This is a genomic window from Amycolatopsis sp. NPDC059235 (assembly GCF_042754125.1).
GTDB classification, from domain to species: Bacteria; Actinomycetota; Actinomycetes; order Mycobacteriales; family Pseudonocardiaceae; genus Amycolatopsis; species Amycolatopsis albidoflava.
The window spans coordinates 30,755-49,932 of sequence record NZ_JBHZAG010000009.1; the positions used below are offsets into that span (position 1 = coordinate 30,755).

A 19,178-nucleotide genomic window follows, 5' to 3' on the forward strand; every position below is an offset into this window, starting at 1 on the left:
GGAGCATGCGCTCCTCCTAGTGTGCTAGTTTGCGGAGCAAGTGCTCCGCCTAGTGAAGGAGATGCCGTGCCCACCCTCGAAGACTGGAATGTCCGGATCCGCGCCGAATTCCGGGAGAACGCCGGATATGTCGCGTGGAGCAGTCCGGAGGAATCCGCCGCGGGCCGCCCGATACCGCCGCATATGCCGGGTTTTCCGGAAAAGGGAATGCCGCTGATTCTCGTGCACCACGTCGGCGCGAAAACCGGGAAAGCGCGGATCAGCCCGCTGTTCTACCAGCCGGTCGGGGACGACTGGGCCGTTTTCGGGACGCACGGCGGCAGTCCGCACGACCCGGCGTGGTACCGCAATCTCATGGCGAATCCGCGGACTGTCATCGAGGCTGGCGCGGGAGAAATCCCGGTTGAGGCACGGCTCACCGCTGGGGAAGAACGCGCCAGGATCTGGGCGCAGCAGATCGCGCTGGTCCCGAAATTCGCCGAGTTCGAGGCCGCTTCCGGGAGACAGGTCCCGGTCGTCCTTCTCGAGCGCGTCTGACCCCGAAAAGCCGTGAAGGGCTCCTTGAGGGAATCAGATTCCCTCAAGGAGCCCTTCACAGACGGAAAACTCAGCCGACGGTGACGCTCGGCGCGCCCTCGCCGATGCTCTCGCCGGATTCCTCGGCGATCCGCATGGCCTCTTCGATCAGGGTCTCCACGATCGCGTGCTCCGGCACGGTCTTGATGACCTCGCCCTTCACGAAGATCTGGCCCTTGCCGTTGCCGGACGCGACGCCGAGGTCGGCCTCGCGCGCCTCGCCGGGGCCGTTCACGACACAGCCCATCACCGCGACGCGCAGCGGGATCTCCATCCCCTCCAGCCCGGCGGTGACCTGGTCGGCGAGCGTGTACACGTCCACCTGCGCGCGCCCGCACGACGGGCACGACACGATCTCCAGCTTCCGCGGCCGCAGGTTCAGCGACTGCAGGATCTGCGCGCCGACCTTGACCTCTTCGACCGGCGGCGCGGACAGCGACACCCGGATGGTGTCGCCGATGCCCTGGCGCAGCAGCGCGCCGAACGCGACGGCGGACTTGATCGTGCCCTGGAACGCCGGCCCGGCCTCGGTGACGCCGAGGTGCAGCGGGTAGTCGCACTGCTCGGCGAGGATCTCGTAGGCGCGCACCATCACGACCGGGTCGTTGTGCTTGACCGAGATCTTGATGTCGTGGAAATCGTGCTCGGCGAACAGCGACGCCTCCCACATCGCCGATTCGGCGAGCGCCTCCGGGGTGGCCTTGCCGTGCTTCTCGAGCAGCCGCTTGTCGAGCGACCCGGCGTTGACGCCGATCCGGATCGGCGTGCCGTGGTCCTTCGCGGCCTGCGCGATTTCCTTGACCTGGTCGTCGAACTTGCGGATGTTGCCCGGGTTCACCCGCACCGCGGCACACCCGGCCTCGATCGCGGCGAACACGTACTTGGGCTGGAAGTGGATGTCGGCGATCACCGGGATCTGCGATTTCTTCGCGATCGCGGGCAGCGCCTCGGCGTCGTCGGCCGACGGGCACGCCACGCGCACGATGTCGCAGCCCGCCGCGGTCAGCTCGGCGATCTGCTGCAGGGTGGCGTTGACGTCGGAGGTCAGCGTCGTGGTCATCGACTGCACCGAGATCGGGTGGTCGCTGCCGACGCCCACCGACCCCACCATCAGCTGGCGGGTCTTGCGACGCTCGGCGAGGACGGGCGGGGGCAGAGCGGGCATACCTAACGCGACGGTCACGCTTCCAGCGTACCCACCCCACCCGGGCGCGTTTCAACGAAGTCAGCCGACGCGGTGAGCAGCGTTACCCCTTCTCGGGCGGCCGGGCACGCACGCGTGACCCGGCCGGTGCGCGCGGTTACTGCAGGCGGATCGGATTGACGATGTCGGCGGTCACCGTGAGCAGCGTGACGCCGCCGCCGATCACCACCAAGACCATCGTGATCGCGGACAGCTTCGTGTAGTCGACCGGGCCGCCCGCGGGTTTGCCGCGCAGTCCGCGCAGCCAGTCGCGGACGCGTTCGTACCAGACGATCGCGATGTGCCCGCCGTCCATCGGCAGCAGCGGCAGCAGGTTGAACACGCCGATGAAGAAGTTCAGGCTGGCCAGCAGCAGCAGGAAGACCTGCCACAGCCCGGCCTCGACCGCCTCGCCGCCGAGCCTGCTCGCGCCGACGACGCTGACCGGGGTGTCCGGGTCGCGCTCGCCGCCGAAGATCGAGTTGAAGACGGCCGGGATGCGCTTCGGGAAGGCCATCAGCCCGTCCCACGTGCGGGCGAACATGTCGCCGGTGAACGACGCCGCGCCGCCGAACGCGCCGCCAACGCCGTACTGGATGCTCCGCGCGACGCCGACGCCGACCGCGCCCACCGATTCGGTGCCGCCGTTCGCGGCCGGGCGGGTCACCTTCGGCACGTCCACGACGAACGTCTCCTGCTTCCCGCCGCGCTCGACGACCACCGGGACCGGCCCGGAGACCGCCTTGACCTGGGTCACCATCACGTCCCAGGTCGGCGTCGGCTTGCCCGCCACCGAGACCACGACGTCGCCGGGCAGCAGGCCCGCCTTCTTCGCCGGGGCCGGGTCGCCGGGCTGGCAGACCGGGTTGTTGACCTGGTCGACCGTGGTGCCGCCGCGCACGCAGTCGGAGATGGTCGAGACGATCGGCTTCTGGTCCACGTTCGGCAGGCCCATGGTCGCGGCCATGATGAACAGCACGATGAAGCCGAGCAGGAAGTGCGTGATGGAACCGGCCGACATCACGACGGTCCGCTTCCAGGCCTTGAACCGCCACATCGCGCGCGGAGCTTCTTCCGCGGTGACCTCGTCGAGCGCGGTCATGCCCGCGATGTCGCAGAAGCCGCCGAGCGGGATCGCCTTGAGGCCGTATTCGGTCTCGCCGCGCCGGAACGAGAACACCGTCGGCCCGAAGCCGACGAAGTAGCGGCGGACCCGCATCCCGAACATCCGGGCGGTGACCATGTGGCCCGCTTCGTGCAACGCGACCGAAACACAGATCGCGAGCGCGAAGAGCACCACGCCGATCACATAGGCAAGCACGGGCCCTGCACCTCACCCCTCAGCCGCGGCCCGCGATGCGGTGGCGGCAGGTTTCGTCTTCTTCCACGGCTTCAGGCGGTGAGACCACCCGAGAAAGTCACGGGTTCAAGTATCCGCCGCCAGCGTGAAACCAGTGTTGCATCAACCGGCCCGCCTTCGCGCACCGGTCGCGCTCATCCCAGCAGCTCGGCGGCCCGGGCGCGGGCCCACTGCTCGGCGGCGAGCACGTCCGCGACGTCGCGGGGTTCGCGCCGCCATTCGCCCGCGTCGGACACCACCCGCGACACGGTGTCCACAATCGACAGGAACGCGGCCTTGCCCGCCAGGAACGCGGCCACCGATTCCTCGTTCGCCGCGTTGAAAACCGCGGGCAGGCAGCCGCCCGCGGCACCGGCTTCGCGAGCCAGCTCGACGGCCGGGAACGCCTCGTTGTCGACCGGCTCGAACGTCCAGCTCGCCGCGGTGTCCCAGGAGCACGCGGCGGCCGCGCCGGGCACCCGGTGCGGCCAGTTCAGCGCCAGCGCGATCGGCAGCCGCATGTCCGGCGGGCTCGCCTGGGCGATGGTGGAGCCGTCGGCGAAGGTGACCATCGAGTGCACGATCGACTGCGGATGCACCGTCACGTCGATCCGCGCCGGTTCGATGCCGAACAGCAGCGACGCCTCGATCAGCTCCAGGCCCTTGTTGACGAGCGTCGCCGAGTTGATGGTGATCAGCCTGCCCATCGACCAGGTCGGATGCGCCATCGCCTGCTCGACGGTGACTTCGCCGAGGTCCGCGCGCTTCTTCCCGCGGAACGGGCCGCCGGACGCGGTGAGCACGAGCCGCGCGACCTCGTTGTCCTCGCCGGACCGCAGCGCCTGCGCCATCGCCGAATGCTCGGAGTCGACCGGCACCAGCTGTCCCGGCTTCGCCGCGGCGAGGACCAGCGGACCGCCGGCGATGAGGGATTCCTTGTTGGCCAGCGCGAGCGTCGCGCCGGTGGCCAGCGCGCGCAGCGTCGGGTCGAGGCCCTGCGAGCCGGGCACCGCGTTGAGCACGACGTCGACCGGCACCGAATCGATCAGTTCGCCGACCGCGTCAGCGCCCGCGAGAATGCGCGGAAGACGGAACTCGCCCTTCGAGTACCCCCTGCGCTGCGCCTCGGCGTACAGCGCGAGCTGCACGTCCTCGACCGCCGTGGGCTTCGTCACGGCGATGGCCGCTACTTCGTGCGCGATCGCTTGCTCGGCGAGCGCCGCCGGGTCGGAACCGCCGGCGGCGAGGCCGGCGATCGTGAACAAATGCGGATTACGTGCGGCGACGTCGAGCGCCTGGGTCCCGACAGACCCGGTGGAGCCCAGCACGAGGACGCTTCGCGAAGTAGTCATCAGCAAGCATTATGGCCCGGGTCGTGTCCGCGCGGCGGCCAGCGGTGTGGGATCATGCGGAGGCACAACGTCTGGCGGTTTGAAGGAGTGGTCGTGGCAGGCAAGGCGGTCGAGAAGCGCCCCGAGGTCGACCCGCGCGACGAGCCGTCGGCGGAGTGGGGCTGGCACGGCTCGTTCCCGAAGGCCACCCGCATCGCGGGCTGGCTGTCCGCGGTCATCCTGCTGCTGATGATCAAGGGCAACCACGAGAACAACACCGAGAACGTGTGGCTCGTCGGGCTCGCCGCGTTCATCGTCCTGCTCCTGCTGCTCGACCTGCGCAAGAGCCGCACCGCCTGGCGCAAGTAAGCCCTGGCGCGGGCGGCCCCTGATTCGCTAGTTTCCGGGCCCATGAAGCCACGCTGGGCCGCGCTCGCGGCCGCCGTCATCGCCGGTCTTTCCCTGTGCACCGCGGCCCCGGCCAGCGCTGCTCCCTCGGCGAAGCCGCCGGTAGTGAAATGCACCTTCATGCCGACGCCGGAGAACCCGGCGGCGCGTCCCGTGCTGCGCCCGCTGCCGTTCGCGCTCACCCGCGGGACGATCTACGTCACCTTCCACTACAACTACGGCCCGGTCACCGTCCGCCTCAACAGCGGCGGAGCGGCCCCGTGCGCCGTCGCGAACATGGCGAGCCTGGCGCTGCAGCACTTCTACGACCGCTCGCAATGCTGGCGGCTGACGAACTCCGCGCGCCTCGGGGTTCTGCAGTGCGGCGATATTTACGAGGTCGAAAAGGGCGGGCCCGGGTACAAGTTCCCGGATGAGGTCACCGGGGCGGAGACTTACGAGCGCGGCACTGTGGCGATGGGGAACCAGGGGCCGGGGACCAACGGGTCGGAGTTTTTCATCGTGCATTCGTTCGCGCACATTCCGGCGAATTACTCGGTGCTGGGTCGTGTGGTGCGCGGGATGGACGTGCTGGACCGGATCGTGGCGGCTGGGATCATCCCGAGCGAACGCGGGCCGCTCGACGGTCTTCCCGCCAAGCCGGTGAAGATCGAACGAGTCAGCTTCGGCTTCTGAGATCCGGCTCCTCACGCGGTTCGACGCCGGTCAGCCGTTCGCGCGTCTCGCCAGGACCCTCCTCGCGATCTCGCGGACGCGCTCCCGGTCGTCGTCCCGCACCGACTCGATCACCCGCCACGCCGCATCGTCATCGACCGCCAGCAGCACGTCGAGTGCCTTGAACGCCAGGTCGTGAAACTCGTCCCAGTCCGGCCGCCAGTGCAACGCGCGTTCGACCGCGGGCACTGACGAAGGATCCTTGATGTCAAGCAGGTAGGCGAGCACGTCCCCCGGATTGACACCCCCGTCACGCAGATCCAACGCCTCGGCGAACACCGGCACATACTGGGCCGAGGGGCGTTTCCCGGCCAGAGAAAGGTAGGTCTGGAACCACCGCCAGTCGGAGCGGGTCAGATTTTCCCGCAGCCCACGAGCGATCAACTCTTCGACGCGGGGAGTTTCCGCCAGGAAACTGAGGTCGCTCCGGCCTCCGGGTTTGGTCGCGTGCACGAATTCGTCGAACTTCCTGAAATCCTGGTTCATGGCAGCACGTCCCCATCAGCTTCGGCTGGTAGCCCCCGGCGCGTAAGCGCGCAAGAAAACCCCGACCCCCGACCGGATCACCGTTTCCCAGTCTTCCCCCGGTTCGGCCGCGGCGGCGCTGCCCGCGGTGAGTTGCACGAGGTGTACCGCGGCCAGCGACGGGTCTTCCAGTTCGAAGTGGCCTTCCGCGGCGAGCCTGCGCAGGTGTCCGGCCAATGCCTGCCTTACGCGGGTCGGGCCGCGTTCCTTCCAGGCTGCGACTGTCTCCGGGGCGATGTGGTCGAAGTCCGCTTGGATCTGCCGCACCAGCGCCCAGTGCGGTTCGGTTTCCGGGTCGCGTTTCGCCCACTGGAGGCCGAATTCGACGAGGTCGGCCTCCAGGTTCGCGATCCGGCCCAGCAGTTTGTCGGCGACCGCGATCTGGCGTTCGGCGACGCGGTCCGAGCTGTCCAGGATCACCGCGCGGAAGAGTCCGGCCTTGTCGCCGTAGTGGTTGTAGATCGTCCGTGACGAGACGCCGGCTTCCGCCGCGAGCACGTCGATGCTGGCGCGCGAGTAGCCGTCCCTGGCGAAAACTCGCAGGGCGCCGTCGAGCAGAGCACGTTGTTTGTCCGTCCGCACCGGCTCAGTATGCCGAAGTACAACGATCGTTGCAAAAACTACAACGATCGTTGTACCTTCGGGGCATGACTTCTCCGCTTCGCATCGCCGTCATCTCCGGAAGCACCCGACCCGGCCGTCGCGCTACGCAGGTCGCTGAATGGACCCGCGACCGCGCCGCCGCCTTTCTCGGTGACCGGGCCGAGGTGCGGGTGCTCGACCTCGCCGACATCGACCTGCCGTTCTTGGACGAACCGCTGCCCGCCGCGATCGGCGGTTACCGCAACGATCACACCCAGCGCTGGGCCGAGTTGATCGACGGCTTCGACGGCTTCGTTTTCGTGACCCCCGAGTACAACCACTCCATGCCCGCGGCGCTCAAGAACGCCATCGACTTCCTGTTTTCCGAGTGGGCTGACAAAGCCGCCGGTTTCGTCAGCTACGGAACCAACGGCGGCACGCGCGCGGTGGAGCACCTGCGGCTCACGCTCGCCGAGGTCAAGGTCGCCTGCGTGCGTTCGCAGGTCGCGCTGGGTTTGTTCACCGACTTCGTCATCCCGGACCTGGCCGAGCCTGGCACCTTCGCGCCCGCGGACCACCACGAAGGCATCCTGACGCGGATGCTGGGGGAACTTGTCGACTGGTCGACCGCGCTGCGCACCTTGCGAGTCTCGCCGTGACCACCGTCGCCGCCCCCATCGACCGCGAGACGTGGCGGATCTGCTGGATCATCGTGTTCGGCGCGTTCGCCAGCGGTCTCGACGCTTCTGTAGTGACGATCGGCCTCGACTCGATCAGCAGCGATCTGGGCGCGGATCTCTCGGTGACGCAATGGGTTGCGAGCGGCTACCTGCTCGCGCTCGCCCTGTCGCTTCCCTTGACCGGCTGGCTGGCGCGACGCTTCGGCGCGGGCCGGGTGTGGCTTGTCGCCCTCGCCGCGTTCACCGTGGCGTCCGGCTTGTGCGCGGCCGCCCCGGATGTCGTGGCGCTCATCGCTTTCCGGTTCCTGCAAGGGTTGGCCGGGGGCGTTCTGATCCCGGCCGGGCAAACCGTTCTGGGACAACAGGTCGGCGCCGCTCGGCTAGGCCGGGTCATGGCGACGCTCGGGATCGCGGTGAGCGTCGCGCCCGCGCTCGGACCGCTTGCCGGAGGGCTGATCCTGCACGGACTTTCGTGGCCGTGGCTGTTCCTGATCAATCTGCCGATCGGGGCGGTCGGCCTGGTTCTCGGACTCCGGTATGTGCCGCGCGGCTCTCGGGAGACCACAGGCGGGATCGATGTCGTCGGCCTGGCCCTGATCGCGGCTGGGCTGCCTCTGGTCCTCTACACCATCACCACGTGGGGAGACACCGGACGGCTTGAGTTGCCGATTCTGTTGCCTGGTCTCGTCTTGCTGGCGTGGTTCGTGGCGCGGTGTCGTCGGCATCCGCATCCACTGCTGGACTTTTCCTTGTACCGCAACCGGCTTTACCGGGCGGCGAGTCTGGCCGCTGCTTTCAACGGGGCGTTGATCTTCGGCAGCGGAATCGTGGTCACGCTGTATTTCCAGCTGGGTCGGCACTTGGATTTCGTCGGCACCGGCCTGAGTTTGCTCGGCTTCGCCGGTGCCACTGCGGCGATCGCGCCAGTGACGGGGCGGGCGGTGGATCGGTATGGTGCCGCGCCGGTCGCACTGGTGGGTGCGGCGCTGGCGGTGGTGAGCACGGTGCCGTTCGCGTTCCTGTCGGTGGATGCGCCTAGTGTGGTGGTGCAGGTTTTGCTTGCCGGGTACGGGGCTTCGGTGGCGTTGGTGAGCATGCCGATGGGGATCGCGGCGTACAAGACTGTCGAACCGTCACGACTTCCGGATGCGGCTGCGCAGGTGACGATCCTGCTGCGAGTCGGCGGATCGCTCGGCGGCGCGGTGTTCGCGGTGCTGATCGCCGGACGGTTGCCGGATGCTGATGCCGCGTTCCGCCTGGGTTTCGGGGCGATCAGCGTGGGTGCGGTGGGTGCGCTGGGGACGGCGTTGCTGGTGGCCCGTGCTTCCCGCGCGAAGCCGCTACGCTGACGCGACTATGGACGAGATCAAGCGGGGGCTTGAACCTTCGGCGAACTCGATCTTCGCCGGACCGACCGGCAAAGCGAAGCAAGGAGAAGTCTCTCAAGTGGAAGGCTCTCGCGGACTGCGTTAGAGCGCTCGCGCTGTCTTCCCGAGGCACCAACCTGCTTTCAGCCTGGCCTGGCAGCAACGATTCCACAGACAACTCGCCGGAGCAACGAAAGTCCGTCGCGATCTTCGTAGCCGCCACAGCGGTCAACCTGGAATCATGACCCCATGAGCCAACCCCCCGACGGTCTTCCCGCCTACCGAGTCCTCACCGGTCCCGACGACGCTGCCTTTTGCCGCCGGGTCAGCGAAGCCCTCGCGCTCGGCTACCGCCTGCACGAGGGCCCAGCGCTGACCTTCAACGGCGAAAACGTGATCGTCGCCCAAGCCGTGCTCTGGCCGGAAGACGGAAGCCGCTAGCGGTCGCTCCGAGGAGACACCAGCTCGCTAGGCCCGCCACCGGATTCCCCAGCCACCGCGGCCAGTTCCTCCCCCACCGACTCCGACGACTTCTTCGTGTCCTTCGTCAGCAGCGACGCCACCGCACCGATCAGGCACACCACGATCGCGAAGCCGAACGCCACCGCGAGGCCGTCCTGGAACGGGCCCGAGATCAGGTTCGGGAAGAAGCTGCGTCCGGTCAGGAAGTTCGCCTGGTCCGCGGGCAGACTGCCCAATTGGCCGCCCAGCAGCTGCTGGATCGGGTTGTAGCCGAGGAAAGCCGCGAACAGCACCGCGACCGCCGGCAGGTGGGCGACCTGTTGTGCGGCCGCTTCCGGAACACCGTGCTGGGTCAGGCCCTGCGACATCGCGATCGGCAGGTGGTCCGACAGGCCGGCGATGATCAGGCTGAAGAAGAAGCCGATCGACAGCACCATCGCCGCGTTCTGGAAGGTCGTCATCATGCCCGCGCCGGAACCTCGCGCGTCGGCGGGAAGGCTGTTCATCACCTCGGCGCGGTTGGGCGAGGAGAACATGCCCATGCCGATGCCGTTGAGCAGCAGGATCCCGGCGAACGCCCAGTAGTCGAAGTTCACCGGCAGCAGCGTCAGCAACAAGAAAGTCGCCGCGGTGATGACCAGGCCGCCGGAGGCGAGCGCGCGGCTGCCGATCCGGTCGGACAGGATGCCGGACGTCGGCGCGGCCACCAGGAAGCCGATGGTCAGCGGGAGCATGTAGATCCCGGCCCACAGCGGCGTCTGCTCGAAGGTGAAACCGTGCTGCGGCAACCAGATTCCCTGCAGCCAGATGATCAGCACGAACTGCAGCCCGCCGCGGCCGAGCGACGCCGTCAGGTTCGCCAGGTTGCCCCAGCTGAACGAGCGGATCCGGAACAGCGACAGCCGGAACAGCGGGTTGGGCACCTTCGTCTCGATCACCATGAAGGCGATCAGCACCGCGACGCCGCCGATCAGGCACGACAGCACCATCGGGCTGCCCCAGCCGGTCTGCGAAGTGCCGTACGGCTGGATTCCGTAGGTGATGCCCACCAGCACCGCGATCAGGCCGACGGCGAAGGTGATGTTGCCCCACCAGTCCATTTTCGCGTGCTGGCGAACGCCGGTGTCGTGCAGTTTGAGGTACGCCCACACCGTGCCGATGACGCCGAACGGCACCGACACCAGGAAGATCAGGTTCCAGTTCACCGGCGCGAGCACGCCGCCGACCACGAGGCCGAGGAACGAGCCCGCGATGGCCGCGACGCCGTTCATGCCGAGCGCGAGCCCGCGCTGGTTGGCCGGGAAGGCGTCGGTGAGGATGGCCGACGAGTTCGCCATCAGGAACGCGCCGCCGACGCCCTGCACGATCCGCCAGCCGATCAGCCACAGCGCGGCCGCGTCGCCGCCGAACCAGGTGATCGCCAGCATGATCGAGGAAACGGTGAACACCGCGAAGCCGAGGTTGTACATCCTCGCCCGGCCGTACATGTCGCCGAGCCTGCCGAACGCCACCACCAGCACCGCGGTGACCACGAGGAATCCCATGATCATCCACAGCAGGTAGCTCGTGTTCGACGGCTCCAGCGGGTTGATGCCGATGCCCTTGAAGATGTCGGGCAGCGCGATCAGCACGATCGACGAGTTGATCGTCGCGATCAGCATCCCGAGCGTCGTGTTGGACAGCGCGATCCACTTGTACCGCGGACCGAGTTCCGCGATCGAATACGTCCTGCGCTCCGCCACCGTCGAAAACCCCTCTCCCAGCCGTTCCCTTAGCTAGGCTAAGCAAGTTGCTTGCGGTAGGCAACCAACAAAAGAAAACGACCGGGAGACAAGGGTCACAAACGGATGACTATCCTTTGTGGACTGTTTACTTTCACTCGGTCGAGTTACCGCTGTGCGGGACCTCCGACGACCTTCCCGGGGTTGAGGATCCCGTGCGGGTCGAGGGCCTTCTTGACCGCGTGGTGCAGGTCGAGAACCGCTGGTCCCAGCTCTTTCGCCAGCCCGGGACGCTTCAGCAGGCCGACGCCGTGCTCGCCGGTCACCGTCCCGCCGAGTTCCAGCGCGTCGGCGACGATGTCGTCGAACGCGCCTTGTGCGCGGCGCTGCGCGTCGTCGTCGCCGGTTGGCGTGATCAGCAGCGGATGCAGATTCCCGTCGCCGATATGCGCAATATTAGCGATTTGCGTGTCATGCCGTTGTGCGGCCAAATCGATCCGGGCGAGCATTTCCGGCACCAAATGCGTCGGCACGCAGACGTCCTCGGTGAGCACCGGGCCAAGCCGCTCGAGCGCCGGGTACGCCAGCCGCCGGGCGGCGAACAGCGCGTCCGCCTCGGCCTCGTCGGTCGACTGCGCGGCCCAGGTCGCCCCGGCCTTTTCGAAGCACTCCACCATCACCGCGGCCTCGTGCCCGCCCGGCACGTCGCTGCGACCGAGCAGCACCACGTTCGCGTCCGCGGACAGGCCCATGTTCTTCCAGGCGTCCACCGCGGCCAGGCAATGCCGGTCCACCAGCTCCAGCGCCGAGGGCACGATCCCGGCAGCGCGGATCGCCGCTGCCGCCTCCCCCGCCGCGACGGTCGAGTCGAAGTACCCGGCGACGGTCGCCTCCGGCGCGCGTTTCGCCCGCAGCCGCACGGTGATTTCGGTGATGACGCCGAGCGTCCCCTCCGACCCGACCATCAGCCCGGCGAGGTCGTACCCGGCCACGCCCTTCGCGGTGCGGCGGCCCAGCCGGACGAGTTCGCCGGTGCCGGTGACGACCTGCAGCCCGAGCACGTAATCGCGCGTCACGCCGTACTTCACGCAGCACACGCCGCCCGCGTTGGTCGCGACGTTGCCGCCGATGGTCGACCACGGCGAGCTGGCCGGGTCCGGCGGATACCAAAGCCCGTGTTCGGCACAGGCCGCGCGGAGATCGTCGTTGACCACGCCGGGTTCGACCACGGCGAGCCGTTCCACCGGGTCGATCTCCTTGATCGCAGTCATCCGGTCGGTCGCCAGGACGACGCATCCGGCCAGCGCGTTCGCCCCGCCGGACAGCCCGGTTCCCGCGCCGCGCGGCACCACCGGCGTGCCGTGCTTGATGCATTGCCGCACCGTCGCCTGCACCTCGTCCGCGGTGCGCGGACGGACCAGGACCGCCGGTTCGCCGTACGGAGCCCACTCCGCCTCGTCGTGCGCGAAGCTGCGCAGCACGTCGGGGTCCCGCACGATCCGGTCGTCCGGCAGGACGGTGTGCAGGTCGTCGATCAGCATGGGGGCTCCCGCGTTCTTCCGGTCGGCTTTCCCTCGTCAGGTTAGGTCGAAATCCGGGCTGCCCGTTCGACGTATCGGTGAGAGCGCTTCGAGGAGGCAGCCATGACCACCACCGTCACCCGCCGCGGGATCTCGATGCTGCGTGCCGTCGCCGCCGGGCGCGGACGGCTGACCTGCAGCTGCGAACCGGATCTGTTCGTGGACGGCCTGCCGTGCAGCGACCAGTTCACCGCGCACGCGCTGGCGCACGCCGGTCTGCTGCGCGCGAGCGAACCGGGGCGGCTCGGGCAGCCGGTGCCCGCCGTGCTGACCCCGGCCGGGGAAGCGCTGCTCGCCGCCGCCTGACCCGGCTACGCTGACCAGCGGGAAAAGGGGAAGGCGGAGCAGATGGCTTCCGGAGCATCCGGAACGGACACGGCGCGGCGCAGGCGGCGCACCACGGTGGCCCTCAAGGAGTCGCTGCGGGAACTGCGCAATCAGCTGTCGCTGCTGAACCACCAGGTCGGCGGACAGCTGAAGCTCAAGGACGTCGACCTCGACTGCCTGGAGCTGATCTCGTTCGCCGGACCGCTGAGCCCGAGCGCGCTCGCCCGCCGCGCTGGCCTGCATCCGGCGACCGTGACCGGCATCCTCGACCGGTTGCAGCGCGGCGGATGGATCGTGCGCGAACGGGATCCGGACGCGGCCGACCGGCGCGCGGTCACCGTGCGGGCGGTTCCGGGACGCACGCAGGAGCTGTTTCGGGTGTACGGCGGGATGAACTCAGCGATGGACGACCTGTGCGCCGGCTACACCGAAGACGAGCTCATGCTGATCGCCGGATTCCTGCGCCGCACCGCCGAAGCGGGCCGGGCCGCGACCGACGAGCTCGCCGGGGAATGACAGCAGGGGAATGACAAAGGGCCCCGCCGCTTCGCCCGAGCGCGAAACGACGAGGCCCCGGTATCAGTCGCTCAGCTGTCGAGCGTGCCGTACACGATGATGTTGTCGAGATAGCTCTTCTTCTCGGGGTCGAACGCGCCGCCGCAGGTGATCAGCCGGATCTGCGAGTCGGTGGTGTTGCCGTACACGGCTTCGGTGGGGAACGTCTTCTTCGCGATCTGGTCCACCTTGGTCACCGTGAACGAGGCCTTCGACCCGTCCTTGCGCCCGATCACGACCTTGTCGCCCTGCTTCATCTCGTGCAGCCGCCAGAAAATGCCCTTCTGGTGGTTGCCGTCGATGTGGCCGAGGACGACCGCCGGTCCGACCTGGCCCGGCTTGGGGCCGAAGTGGTACCAGCCTGCCTGCAGCGGCTGGTCGACCGGCGGCACCTGGACGGTCTTGTCGTCGTTGAGGCCGAGCGGCACCAGCGACGAATGCGCGTCGATGCTGGGAACGTCGAGCGAGACCGGGTCCGCGACCTGCTGCGCGGCCGCCGCGGAACTCGCCGGGGCCGCGGCAGGCGGGGTCTCCGCCGAACCGCAGCCCAGCAGGGCGAAGTTCGCGACGAAAGCCAGCAGGAGCGCGAAAAGCCCGAACCGGGAACGCGTCACCGGGCGGTCACCGAAGCCAGGGTGCCGTCGCCGGTCTCCGGCGCGCCGACCGGCACGACGGTCACCTGGCCGGGGCCTTCGGCGGGCGGGGTGCCCGGCTTGCCCGGCTCGGAGGGCTGGGTGGACGACGGCGGGGTGGTCGGGTTGCCCGCGACCTTGGCGCAGGTGGCCGAGGCGAGGACGATGTCGCCCTTGCCGAGCGCGCCGGTGACGTCGCCGCCGAGCAGCTTGATGTGCAGCGCGTTGACGGTGAGGCTGCCGTCGGAGTGCTTGATCTGCTCGTTGACGATCACCTGCAGCACGCCGTCGATGCCGAGCTTCTGGTTCGGCTTGGTCGACACCGGGAGCTTGCCGATCTTGCCGAGGTCGAGGCCGGCCAGCTCGGACGAGGCGGTGATGCCGTCCGGAGTGGACTTGCACTCGGAGCTGATCACGCGGGCGGTCGGGGTGGAGCCGGCGAGCGGGGCGAGCACCGGGAGCGCGGCGTCGACGATCGAGGCCTTCGAGTCGACCGGGCCGCTGCTGCCGTCCTGCTTCGCGGAGCTGCTGATGACCTTCGCCGTGACCAGGCCCTTCAGCGGCACGTTCACCACCTGCGCGGACTCCGGGCCCTCCGTCGAGGACGGGGCGATCTTGCCGGTGTCGACCGTGATCCCCTTGTCGCCGAGCACGCCGGGCAGCAGCGAGACCGAAGCGGACGCGCCGTAAGCCGAGCCGGCGGGCGACCCGGCGGCGAGCGCCGGCGGGGCGACGGCGGCGGCGAGCAAAGCCAGCGCGGGAACAGCGACCGCGACGGTCCGTCCGCGCAGCAGGGCAGAACGCATGAATTGTCCTTCCGAACATCAAGAATGGAGCCGCCGCACGGATCCCCGAATCCACGCGTGACCGAGCACAACTGTCGGTCGCTGGCAGAGCGCGACATTATCAAGACGCCCTGGAAACGCAAAGCAAGATCCGTCGCGCAGCGCGCCCGCCCGGCGGTTCCAGTGACCACAATTATCGCAATTTCACCACTAAAGAGTGATGTAACGCGGCCTCGCCGAAGGGCTTTTCTCACGCTGAGCTACCGGAGCCGAGGCTCCGATGGCGGATTGCCCCTCGCCCCACCCGGAGGGGTGATCCTGCGAAGGGTTCGCTTCGGATACTCATTGTCATGTGACCGCTACCGCTTCCCGGCGGCCATTCCTGGTTCGCCAATTCGTCCCGCGACCACGGCGGGCATCGGCGGAAAATGTCCACAATGGAATCTGCGGGACCGGAACGAGCGAACGGGGAAAAAGGTACGATTTTCTTGCCCAGGGCGGTGACCAGCGGCAATGCGCGATTGTGGACAGTCCGAAAAGGACTATCGGCGCGTTCTCCGGTTACTCCACAGTGACGGTGACCTGGTAGAAAATCCCGGTCCGGTCCGGAAACACCAGCGCGCCCCGTTCGTCGACCATCTTCCACAAGACGTGGCAGACGCCGGTGCCGGTCGGCGTCACCGGGACGCTCACTTCGACCAGCTGCCCCGGTTCGGCGTCCGGGACCGGCACGCGCGGCGGGGACGGGCACAGCACCGTGGTGCCGCCCGCGACCTGCAGATAGCGGCTGCGCCACGGTACTGAGCCAGTGTTCTTCAGCCGCCAGATTTTCGTGAATGTCTGGCCGTAGCGGGTTTTCGCGCCGTCGGGGAAGGTGACGTCGCCGGATAGGCCGTCGCCACCGAAGCCGGACGAGTCGCCGGGCAGCGGGTAATGCGGGGCGGCGGCTTCCTTGTCGCGGGACGACGGGGTGGCCAGGACTACGACCGCGGCGACGAGTCCGAGGACGACCAGAACGGTTGCCGCGACGACGATCGAACCCCAGCGGCGGGTCTTGGCCGGTTCCGCGGCCGGAGCGACAGGGTGACTCTCAACGAGAGAAGGGTCATCGGCTGCCAGCTCTCGGGAATCGGCACCGCCCGCAGACCCAGCCGGACTCTCCGAAGCAGCCCAAGCCGGGTCCGATTGCCCCTCGACCGCCTCTTCCCAGCGCGCCAGCCACTCGCGCCGCACCGTCTCCTCGTCGCGGCCGAGGCCGGTCACCGCGAGGCTGCGGACGAACTCCCAGGTCGTCGGCCAGGACGGCGCGCTGCGTCCGCGCGTGGCGGCCGACAGCGCCGATTTCGACGCCGCAGCGCCGAGTTCCGTGCGCATCCGGTCGTAGGACGGGTCGCCCGCTTCGCGCTTCAAGTCCAGCAGCGCGCAGGCGAACCGAGAGACCGGACCCGCGCCCGCGTCGGGCACGAGGTGCTTGCGACCTCGGCGGGCCTGGGGCTGCCCGGCCGCGGGCTCGCTCATGCCACCTCCAATGATCGACATCGACCCTTGGAGGTTGCCAGGAGGCCCGGGGCGGCGCAGCCCCGGGCCTGCCCGGCTGATCAGCGAACCGGGCTCAGAGCTTGCAGCCCTTCTGGATGCGCACGACCGAGTGGTCAAGGCCGATGTGGAACTTCTTCTTGCCCTTGGTGCCGCCGTTGGTGGTCATGCACTGGACGCTCATCGCGCCGTTCGTGTCCTTCAGCACGATGCCCGCGGACACCTTGTGCGAACAGTGGTTGTTGAAGTACACGGTGACATTCGTGGCGCCGTCGCCCCACGAGTAGTTGGCCTTCTTCCCGGACGGCTTCGTGCACTTGATGCTCGCGGTGTGCTTGCTCTGCGCGCTCACCGGAGCCGCGGTGTCCGCCGACGCGGCGGGCGCGGCGATCCCGGCGAATGCGATCCCCAGCGCGGAGGCGGCCATCAGCGTCTTGCCGATCTTCATGGGTGTCCCCTCGGACGAAACGGAATGGAGTTACAGCCGGGAAATCCCGGTGCACTCATCCCAGCGCGCCGCCCGTTTTGTCCTCAACCGCTGGCTGTCCACGGTCAAAGCGGGGTGTTGTCCACGCAGGTCAGCGAATTGTCCACGGCTCAGTCAGCCGGGCCGCGCAGTGTCAGGACCACGCGTAAGACGTGTTCGACGGCCGACTCGAACATCGCGCCGCGCAGTTCGCCGCGCGTCTCGAGGTTGCGCGCGGCGAGGTCGAGCATCCGGTCCGGTCCGACCCGGCGGACGAGGAGCGCGGCGACCTCCTCGAGGTCGAGGCTCGGGTTGTCGAGCCGGGCGAGGGCGAACTCGATGATGAGCTCTTCGTCGGTCACTCTTTCAGGGTAGCCACGAAACGGGCTTCAGCCATGGCTCTGATAGCGCCCGTAGGGATAAGCCTCGACCAGGGTGACCCGCACGACCGCGCCGCTCGGCACCTCGTACTCCCGCTGCTCCCCCGGCTTGGCGCCGTCCAGCGCGCGCCCGAGCGGCGAGTCCGGCGAGTAGACCTCGAGGTCGGTGCCGCCCTCGTCGCGGGCGGCGAGCAGGAAAGTCTCGACCCCGCCGTCGTCGTAGCGGACGGTCAGGACCATGCCGGGCTCGGCGATTCCGTCGTCCGGCGGGTCTTCGCCTACGACGGCGTTCTGCAGCAGGTCCTGGAGCTGCCGGATCCGCGCTTGCCGGTGCTGCCTGCGGTCGAGCCGGTCGTGCTCGCCCGCGCCCTCGCCGAGTTCGGGTTCTCGTTGCAGGTCAGCGAGTTCCGCGACGAGGCGGGCGTGCGCGTCGGCGGTCAGCCAGGGACGCGAAGAGGTCGTCGACATGAGAGGTGCCTTTCGGATGTCGTCCGTGGGGGCCGGGCTAGCAGGAGGCGTCCAGCCCCCACGGACTTTCGAGGAGTCCCGCGGCGGTCAGCGGGGCTCGGGCTCGGTGCGGCGGTCGAGCACGCCGGCGTCGGCGGCGAACCAGCCTGCGGCTTTCACCAGGATGTCTCTTTCGGTGCGCAGCAAGGCGTTCTCCGCGCGCAGGAACATCAGCTCGGCGTGCTCGTCGCCGGTCAGCGGCGGACCGGCGGGTTCGGCGGACATGCCCAGGTCACCGCAGCGGGTCGAACGGCCGCAGCGCTTCCGGGCACCTGCCGGTGGCGATCTGCTCGGCGAGCAGCTTCCCGGTGACCGCGCCGTGCGAGAGGCCCCACATGCCGTGCCCGCCCGCGACGTACATCCCCGGCGCGCCGGTCTGGCCGATCACCGGCCGCCCGTCGGCGCTGACCGGGCGCGAGCCGACCCAGACGTCGGTGCGCTGGTCCCACCGCAGGCCCTTGAGCAGCGGCCGGGCCGAGGCGATGATCGCGTCGACGCGCGCCGGGTACAGCGGGTCGTCCGGCTTGCGGAACTCCATCGTCCCGGCCACCCGCAGCCCGCCCTGGTACGGAGTGCACGCGACCCGGATGTCCGGCAGGTACATCGGGCTCGGCACCGGATCGTCGGTCGGCACGGTGAAGGAGTACCCGCGCCCGGCGCGCACCGGGACGCGCACGCCCCATTTGTGCGCGAGTTCGCCCAGCCACGCGCCGGTGGCGAGCACGACGGCGTTGGCGTTGACCGTCTGGCCGTTCGCCGACAGCACGGTGTAGGCGTACTCGTGCCTGCGGATCGCGGCGACCTCGAACCGGTGCCGGATCGTGCCGCCGCGGCTCACCACCGCCCGGGCGAGCGATTCGACGAACCGGCCGGGGTCGACATACCGCTGGCCGTCGATCCGGATGCCGGCCCCGATCCGGTCGGTGACCTGCGGGAAGTGCTCGCGCAGTTCCGGCCCGGCGAGCTGGGTCCAGGACACCTTCTGCCCGGCATCGCCGAGCCGGTCCAGCTCCTTGACCAGCGTTTGGGCCTTCGCCGAGGTCTCGAACAGGGCAGTGATCGGCGCGTCGATGGTCGGCGCGTCCACGCCGCTGGCGGTCAGGATGTCAAACGCTTCAAGGCATTCCTCGTTGAACGGCAGGTTCGCGCGCACTGCCCGGTTCCAGGAACGGTGGGTGCAGTTCGCCGCGAAGCGGGCGAGGAACTGCCACAGCCGCGGGTCCGGAGTGGCCGGGACGTGCAGCGGCGCCTGCCGGTCGAGCAGGGTGCGCAGGCCGTAGCGGAGGACGGCGGGTTCGTTGAGCGGGATCGACAACCCCGGCGAGAGCCAGCCCGCGTTGCCCCACGACGAGCCCGCCGCGATGCCCTCGCGGTCGACGACGGTCACCCGCACGCCGCGTTCCTGCAGGAACCAGGCGGTCGACAGCCCGACGATGCCCGCGCCGACCACGATCGCCGAACGCGGTCCGCCGTCCCTCCGGTCGAGATCGCCCATGTCTTCCTCCGCCACGCCGTGCCGCTG

The 19,178-nt window shown here is 68.9% G+C and carries 23 protein-coding genes; 8 read left to right on the forward strand and 15 right to left on the reverse strand.

Translation table 11 applies throughout. The features are described 5' to 3' along the window. Window positions 1-66 precede the first annotated feature (66 nt). Complete coding sequence (locus ACFXI3_RS08675) at window positions 67-537, forward strand: nitroreductase/quinone reductase family protein (RefSeq protein ID WP_378399015.1); 471 nt, start codon at window positions 67-69, stop codon at window positions 535-537. A 70-nt stretch (window positions 538-607) separates the two neighbouring features. Here the strand turns inward: ACFXI3_RS08675 and ispG are convergent, their stop codons facing one another. The 3 genes from ispG to dxr form a co-directional block, all read right to left on the reverse strand. After that, window positions 608-1,759 carry a flavodoxin-dependent (E)-4-hydroxy-3-methylbut-2-enyl-diphosphate synthase gene (gene ispG / locus ACFXI3_RS08680; RefSeq protein ID WP_378399016.1) on the reverse strand — a complete coding sequence of 384 codons (1,152 nt, stop codon included), beginning with the start codon at window positions 1,757-1,759 and terminating at the stop codon, window positions 608-610. A 118-nt stretch (window positions 1,760-1,877) separates the two neighbouring features. Then, a complete protein-coding gene (locus tag ACFXI3_RS08685; protein WP_378399018.1) occupies window positions 1,878-3,080 on the reverse strand; it encodes a M50 family metallopeptidase in 1,203 nt (400 codons plus the stop codon). Between the two features lie 173 nt (window positions 3,081-3,253). Beyond that, window positions 3,254-4,450, reverse strand: coding sequence for a 1-deoxy-D-xylulose-5-phosphate reductoisomerase (gene dxr, locus ACFXI3_RS08690; protein ID WP_378399019.1), 1,197 nt, complete (start codon window positions 4,448-4,450; stop codon window positions 3,254-3,256). Window positions 4,451-4,543: 93 nt separating this feature from the next. On the opposite strand from dxr, the gene ACFXI3_RS08695 reads away from it, so the two are divergent. Further along, window positions 4,544-4,798 (forward strand): DUF2631 domain-containing protein, encoded by a 255-nt coding sequence (locus ACFXI3_RS08695; RefSeq protein WP_067591018.1) that lies wholly within the window; start codon window positions 4,544-4,546, stop codon window positions 4,796-4,798. A 42-nt stretch (window positions 4,799-4,840) separates the two neighbouring features. Then, entirely contained in the window at window positions 4,841-5,512 is a 672-nt protein-coding gene (locus tag ACFXI3_RS08700) for a peptidylprolyl isomerase (protein WP_378399021.1), read from the forward strand. A gap of 30 nt (window positions 5,513-5,542) precedes the next feature. On the opposite strand, the gene ACFXI3_RS08705 is transcribed toward ACFXI3_RS08700, so the two are convergent. Both ACFXI3_RS08705 and ACFXI3_RS08710 read right to left on the reverse strand, forming a co-directional pair. After that, window positions 5,543-6,037, reverse strand: coding sequence for a hypothetical protein (locus ACFXI3_RS08705; protein WP_378399022.1), 495 nt, complete (start codon window positions 6,035-6,037; stop codon window positions 5,543-5,545). A gap of 15 nt (window positions 6,038-6,052) precedes the next feature. Then, the gene (locus ACFXI3_RS08710; protein ID WP_344286062.1) at window positions 6,053-6,658 is read right to left on the reverse strand and encodes a TetR/AcrR family transcriptional regulator; all 606 of its coding nucleotides are present in this window, start codon (window positions 6,656-6,658) and stop codon (window positions 6,053-6,055) included. Window positions 6,659-6,723: 65 nt separating this feature from the next. On the opposite strand from ACFXI3_RS08710, the gene ACFXI3_RS08715 reads away from it, so the two are divergent. The 3 genes from ACFXI3_RS08715 (at window position 6,724) to ACFXI3_RS08725 (ending at window position 9,146) form a co-directional block, all read left to right on the forward strand. Continuing rightward, on the forward strand, window positions 6,724-7,317 hold the full coding sequence (locus ACFXI3_RS08715; RefSeq protein WP_378399023.1) for an NADPH-dependent FMN reductase: 594 nt from the start codon (window positions 6,724-6,726) through the stop codon (window positions 7,315-7,317). Beyond that, the gene (locus ACFXI3_RS08720; protein ID WP_378399024.1) at window positions 7,314-8,687 is read left to right on the forward strand and encodes a DHA2 family efflux MFS transporter permease subunit; all 1,374 of its coding nucleotides are present in this window, start codon (window positions 7,314-7,316) and stop codon (window positions 8,685-8,687) included. Before ACFXI3_RS08715 ends, ACFXI3_RS08720 begins: the two co-directional genes overlap by 4 nt. A gap of 267 nt (window positions 8,688-8,954) precedes the next feature. Then, window positions 8,955-9,146: a DUF1737 domain-containing protein gene (locus ACFXI3_RS08725; protein ID WP_378399026.1), complete on the forward strand. Its 192-nt coding sequence runs from the start codon at window positions 8,955-8,957 to the stop codon at window positions 9,144-9,146. On the opposite strand, the gene ACFXI3_RS08730 is transcribed toward ACFXI3_RS08725, so the two are convergent. Beyond that, a complete protein-coding gene (locus tag ACFXI3_RS08730) occupies window positions 9,143-10,909 on the reverse strand; it encodes an MFS transporter (RefSeq protein ID WP_378399028.1) in 1,767 nt (588 codons plus the stop codon). The genes ACFXI3_RS08725 and ACFXI3_RS08730 overlap by 4 nt on opposite strands. A gap of 146 nt (window positions 10,910-11,055) precedes the next feature. Further along, window positions 11,056-12,429 (reverse strand): FAD-binding oxidoreductase, encoded by a 1,374-nt coding sequence (locus ACFXI3_RS08735; RefSeq protein ID WP_378399030.1) that lies wholly within the window; start codon window positions 12,427-12,429, stop codon window positions 11,056-11,058. 102 nt (window positions 12,430-12,531) lie between these two features. On the opposite strand from ACFXI3_RS08735, the gene ACFXI3_RS08740 reads away from it, so the two are divergent. Beyond that, window positions 12,532-12,774, forward strand: coding sequence for a hypothetical protein (locus ACFXI3_RS08740; protein WP_378399031.1), 243 nt, complete (start codon window positions 12,532-12,534; stop codon window positions 12,772-12,774). A 42-nt stretch (window positions 12,775-12,816) separates the two neighbouring features. Further along, a complete protein-coding gene (locus tag ACFXI3_RS08745) occupies window positions 12,817-13,311 on the forward strand; it encodes a MarR family transcriptional regulator (RefSeq protein WP_344286055.1) in 495 nt (164 codons plus the stop codon). A gap of 71 nt (window positions 13,312-13,382) precedes the next feature. On the opposite strand, the gene ACFXI3_RS08750 is transcribed toward ACFXI3_RS08745, so the two are convergent. From ACFXI3_RS08750 to ACFXI3_RS08785, 8 genes are all read right to left on the reverse strand, one after another. Continuing rightward, on the reverse strand, window positions 13,383-13,964 hold the full coding sequence (locus ACFXI3_RS08750; RefSeq protein ID WP_344286054.1) for a class F sortase: 582 nt from the start codon (window positions 13,962-13,964) through the stop codon (window positions 13,383-13,385). Further along, entirely contained in the window at window positions 13,961-14,788 is an 828-nt protein-coding gene (locus ACFXI3_RS08755) for a choice-of-anchor P family protein (RefSeq protein ID WP_344286053.1), read from the reverse strand. Before ACFXI3_RS08755 ends, ACFXI3_RS08750 begins: the two co-directional genes overlap by 4 nt. Window positions 14,789-15,328: 540 nt before the next feature. Then, window positions 15,329-16,285: an NBR1-Ig-like domain-containing protein gene (locus ACFXI3_RS08760; RefSeq protein WP_378399033.1), complete on the reverse strand. Its 957-nt coding sequence runs from the start codon at window positions 16,283-16,285 to the stop codon at window positions 15,329-15,331. A 94-nt stretch (window positions 16,286-16,379) separates the two neighbouring features. Continuing rightward, window positions 16,380-16,751, reverse strand: a complete 372-nt coding sequence (locus tag ACFXI3_RS08765; RefSeq protein WP_378399035.1) for a hypothetical protein — start codon at window positions 16,749-16,751, stop codon at window positions 16,380-16,382. A 149-nt stretch (window positions 16,752-16,900) separates the two neighbouring features. Next, window positions 16,901-17,131 carry a hypothetical protein gene (locus tag ACFXI3_RS08770; RefSeq protein ID WP_116200055.1) on the reverse strand — a complete coding sequence of 77 codons (231 nt, stop codon included), beginning with the start codon at window positions 17,129-17,131 and terminating at the stop codon, window positions 16,901-16,903. A gap of 27 nt (window positions 17,132-17,158) precedes the next feature. Further along, entirely contained in the window at window positions 17,159-17,617 is a 459-nt protein-coding gene (locus ACFXI3_RS08775; RefSeq protein ID WP_378399037.1) for a GreA/GreB family elongation factor, read from the reverse strand. Between the two features lie 87 nt (window positions 17,618-17,704). Then, entirely contained in the window at window positions 17,705-17,881 is a 177-nt protein-coding gene (locus tag ACFXI3_RS08780) for a hypothetical protein (protein WP_344286049.1), read from the reverse strand. Between the two features lie 7 nt (window positions 17,882-17,888). Beyond that, window positions 17,889-19,151 carry an NAD(P)/FAD-dependent oxidoreductase gene (locus tag ACFXI3_RS08785; protein WP_378399039.1) on the reverse strand — a complete coding sequence of 421 codons (1,263 nt, stop codon included), beginning with the start codon at window positions 19,149-19,151 and terminating at the stop codon, window positions 17,889-17,891. Window positions 19,152-19,178: the final 27 nt, after the last annotated feature.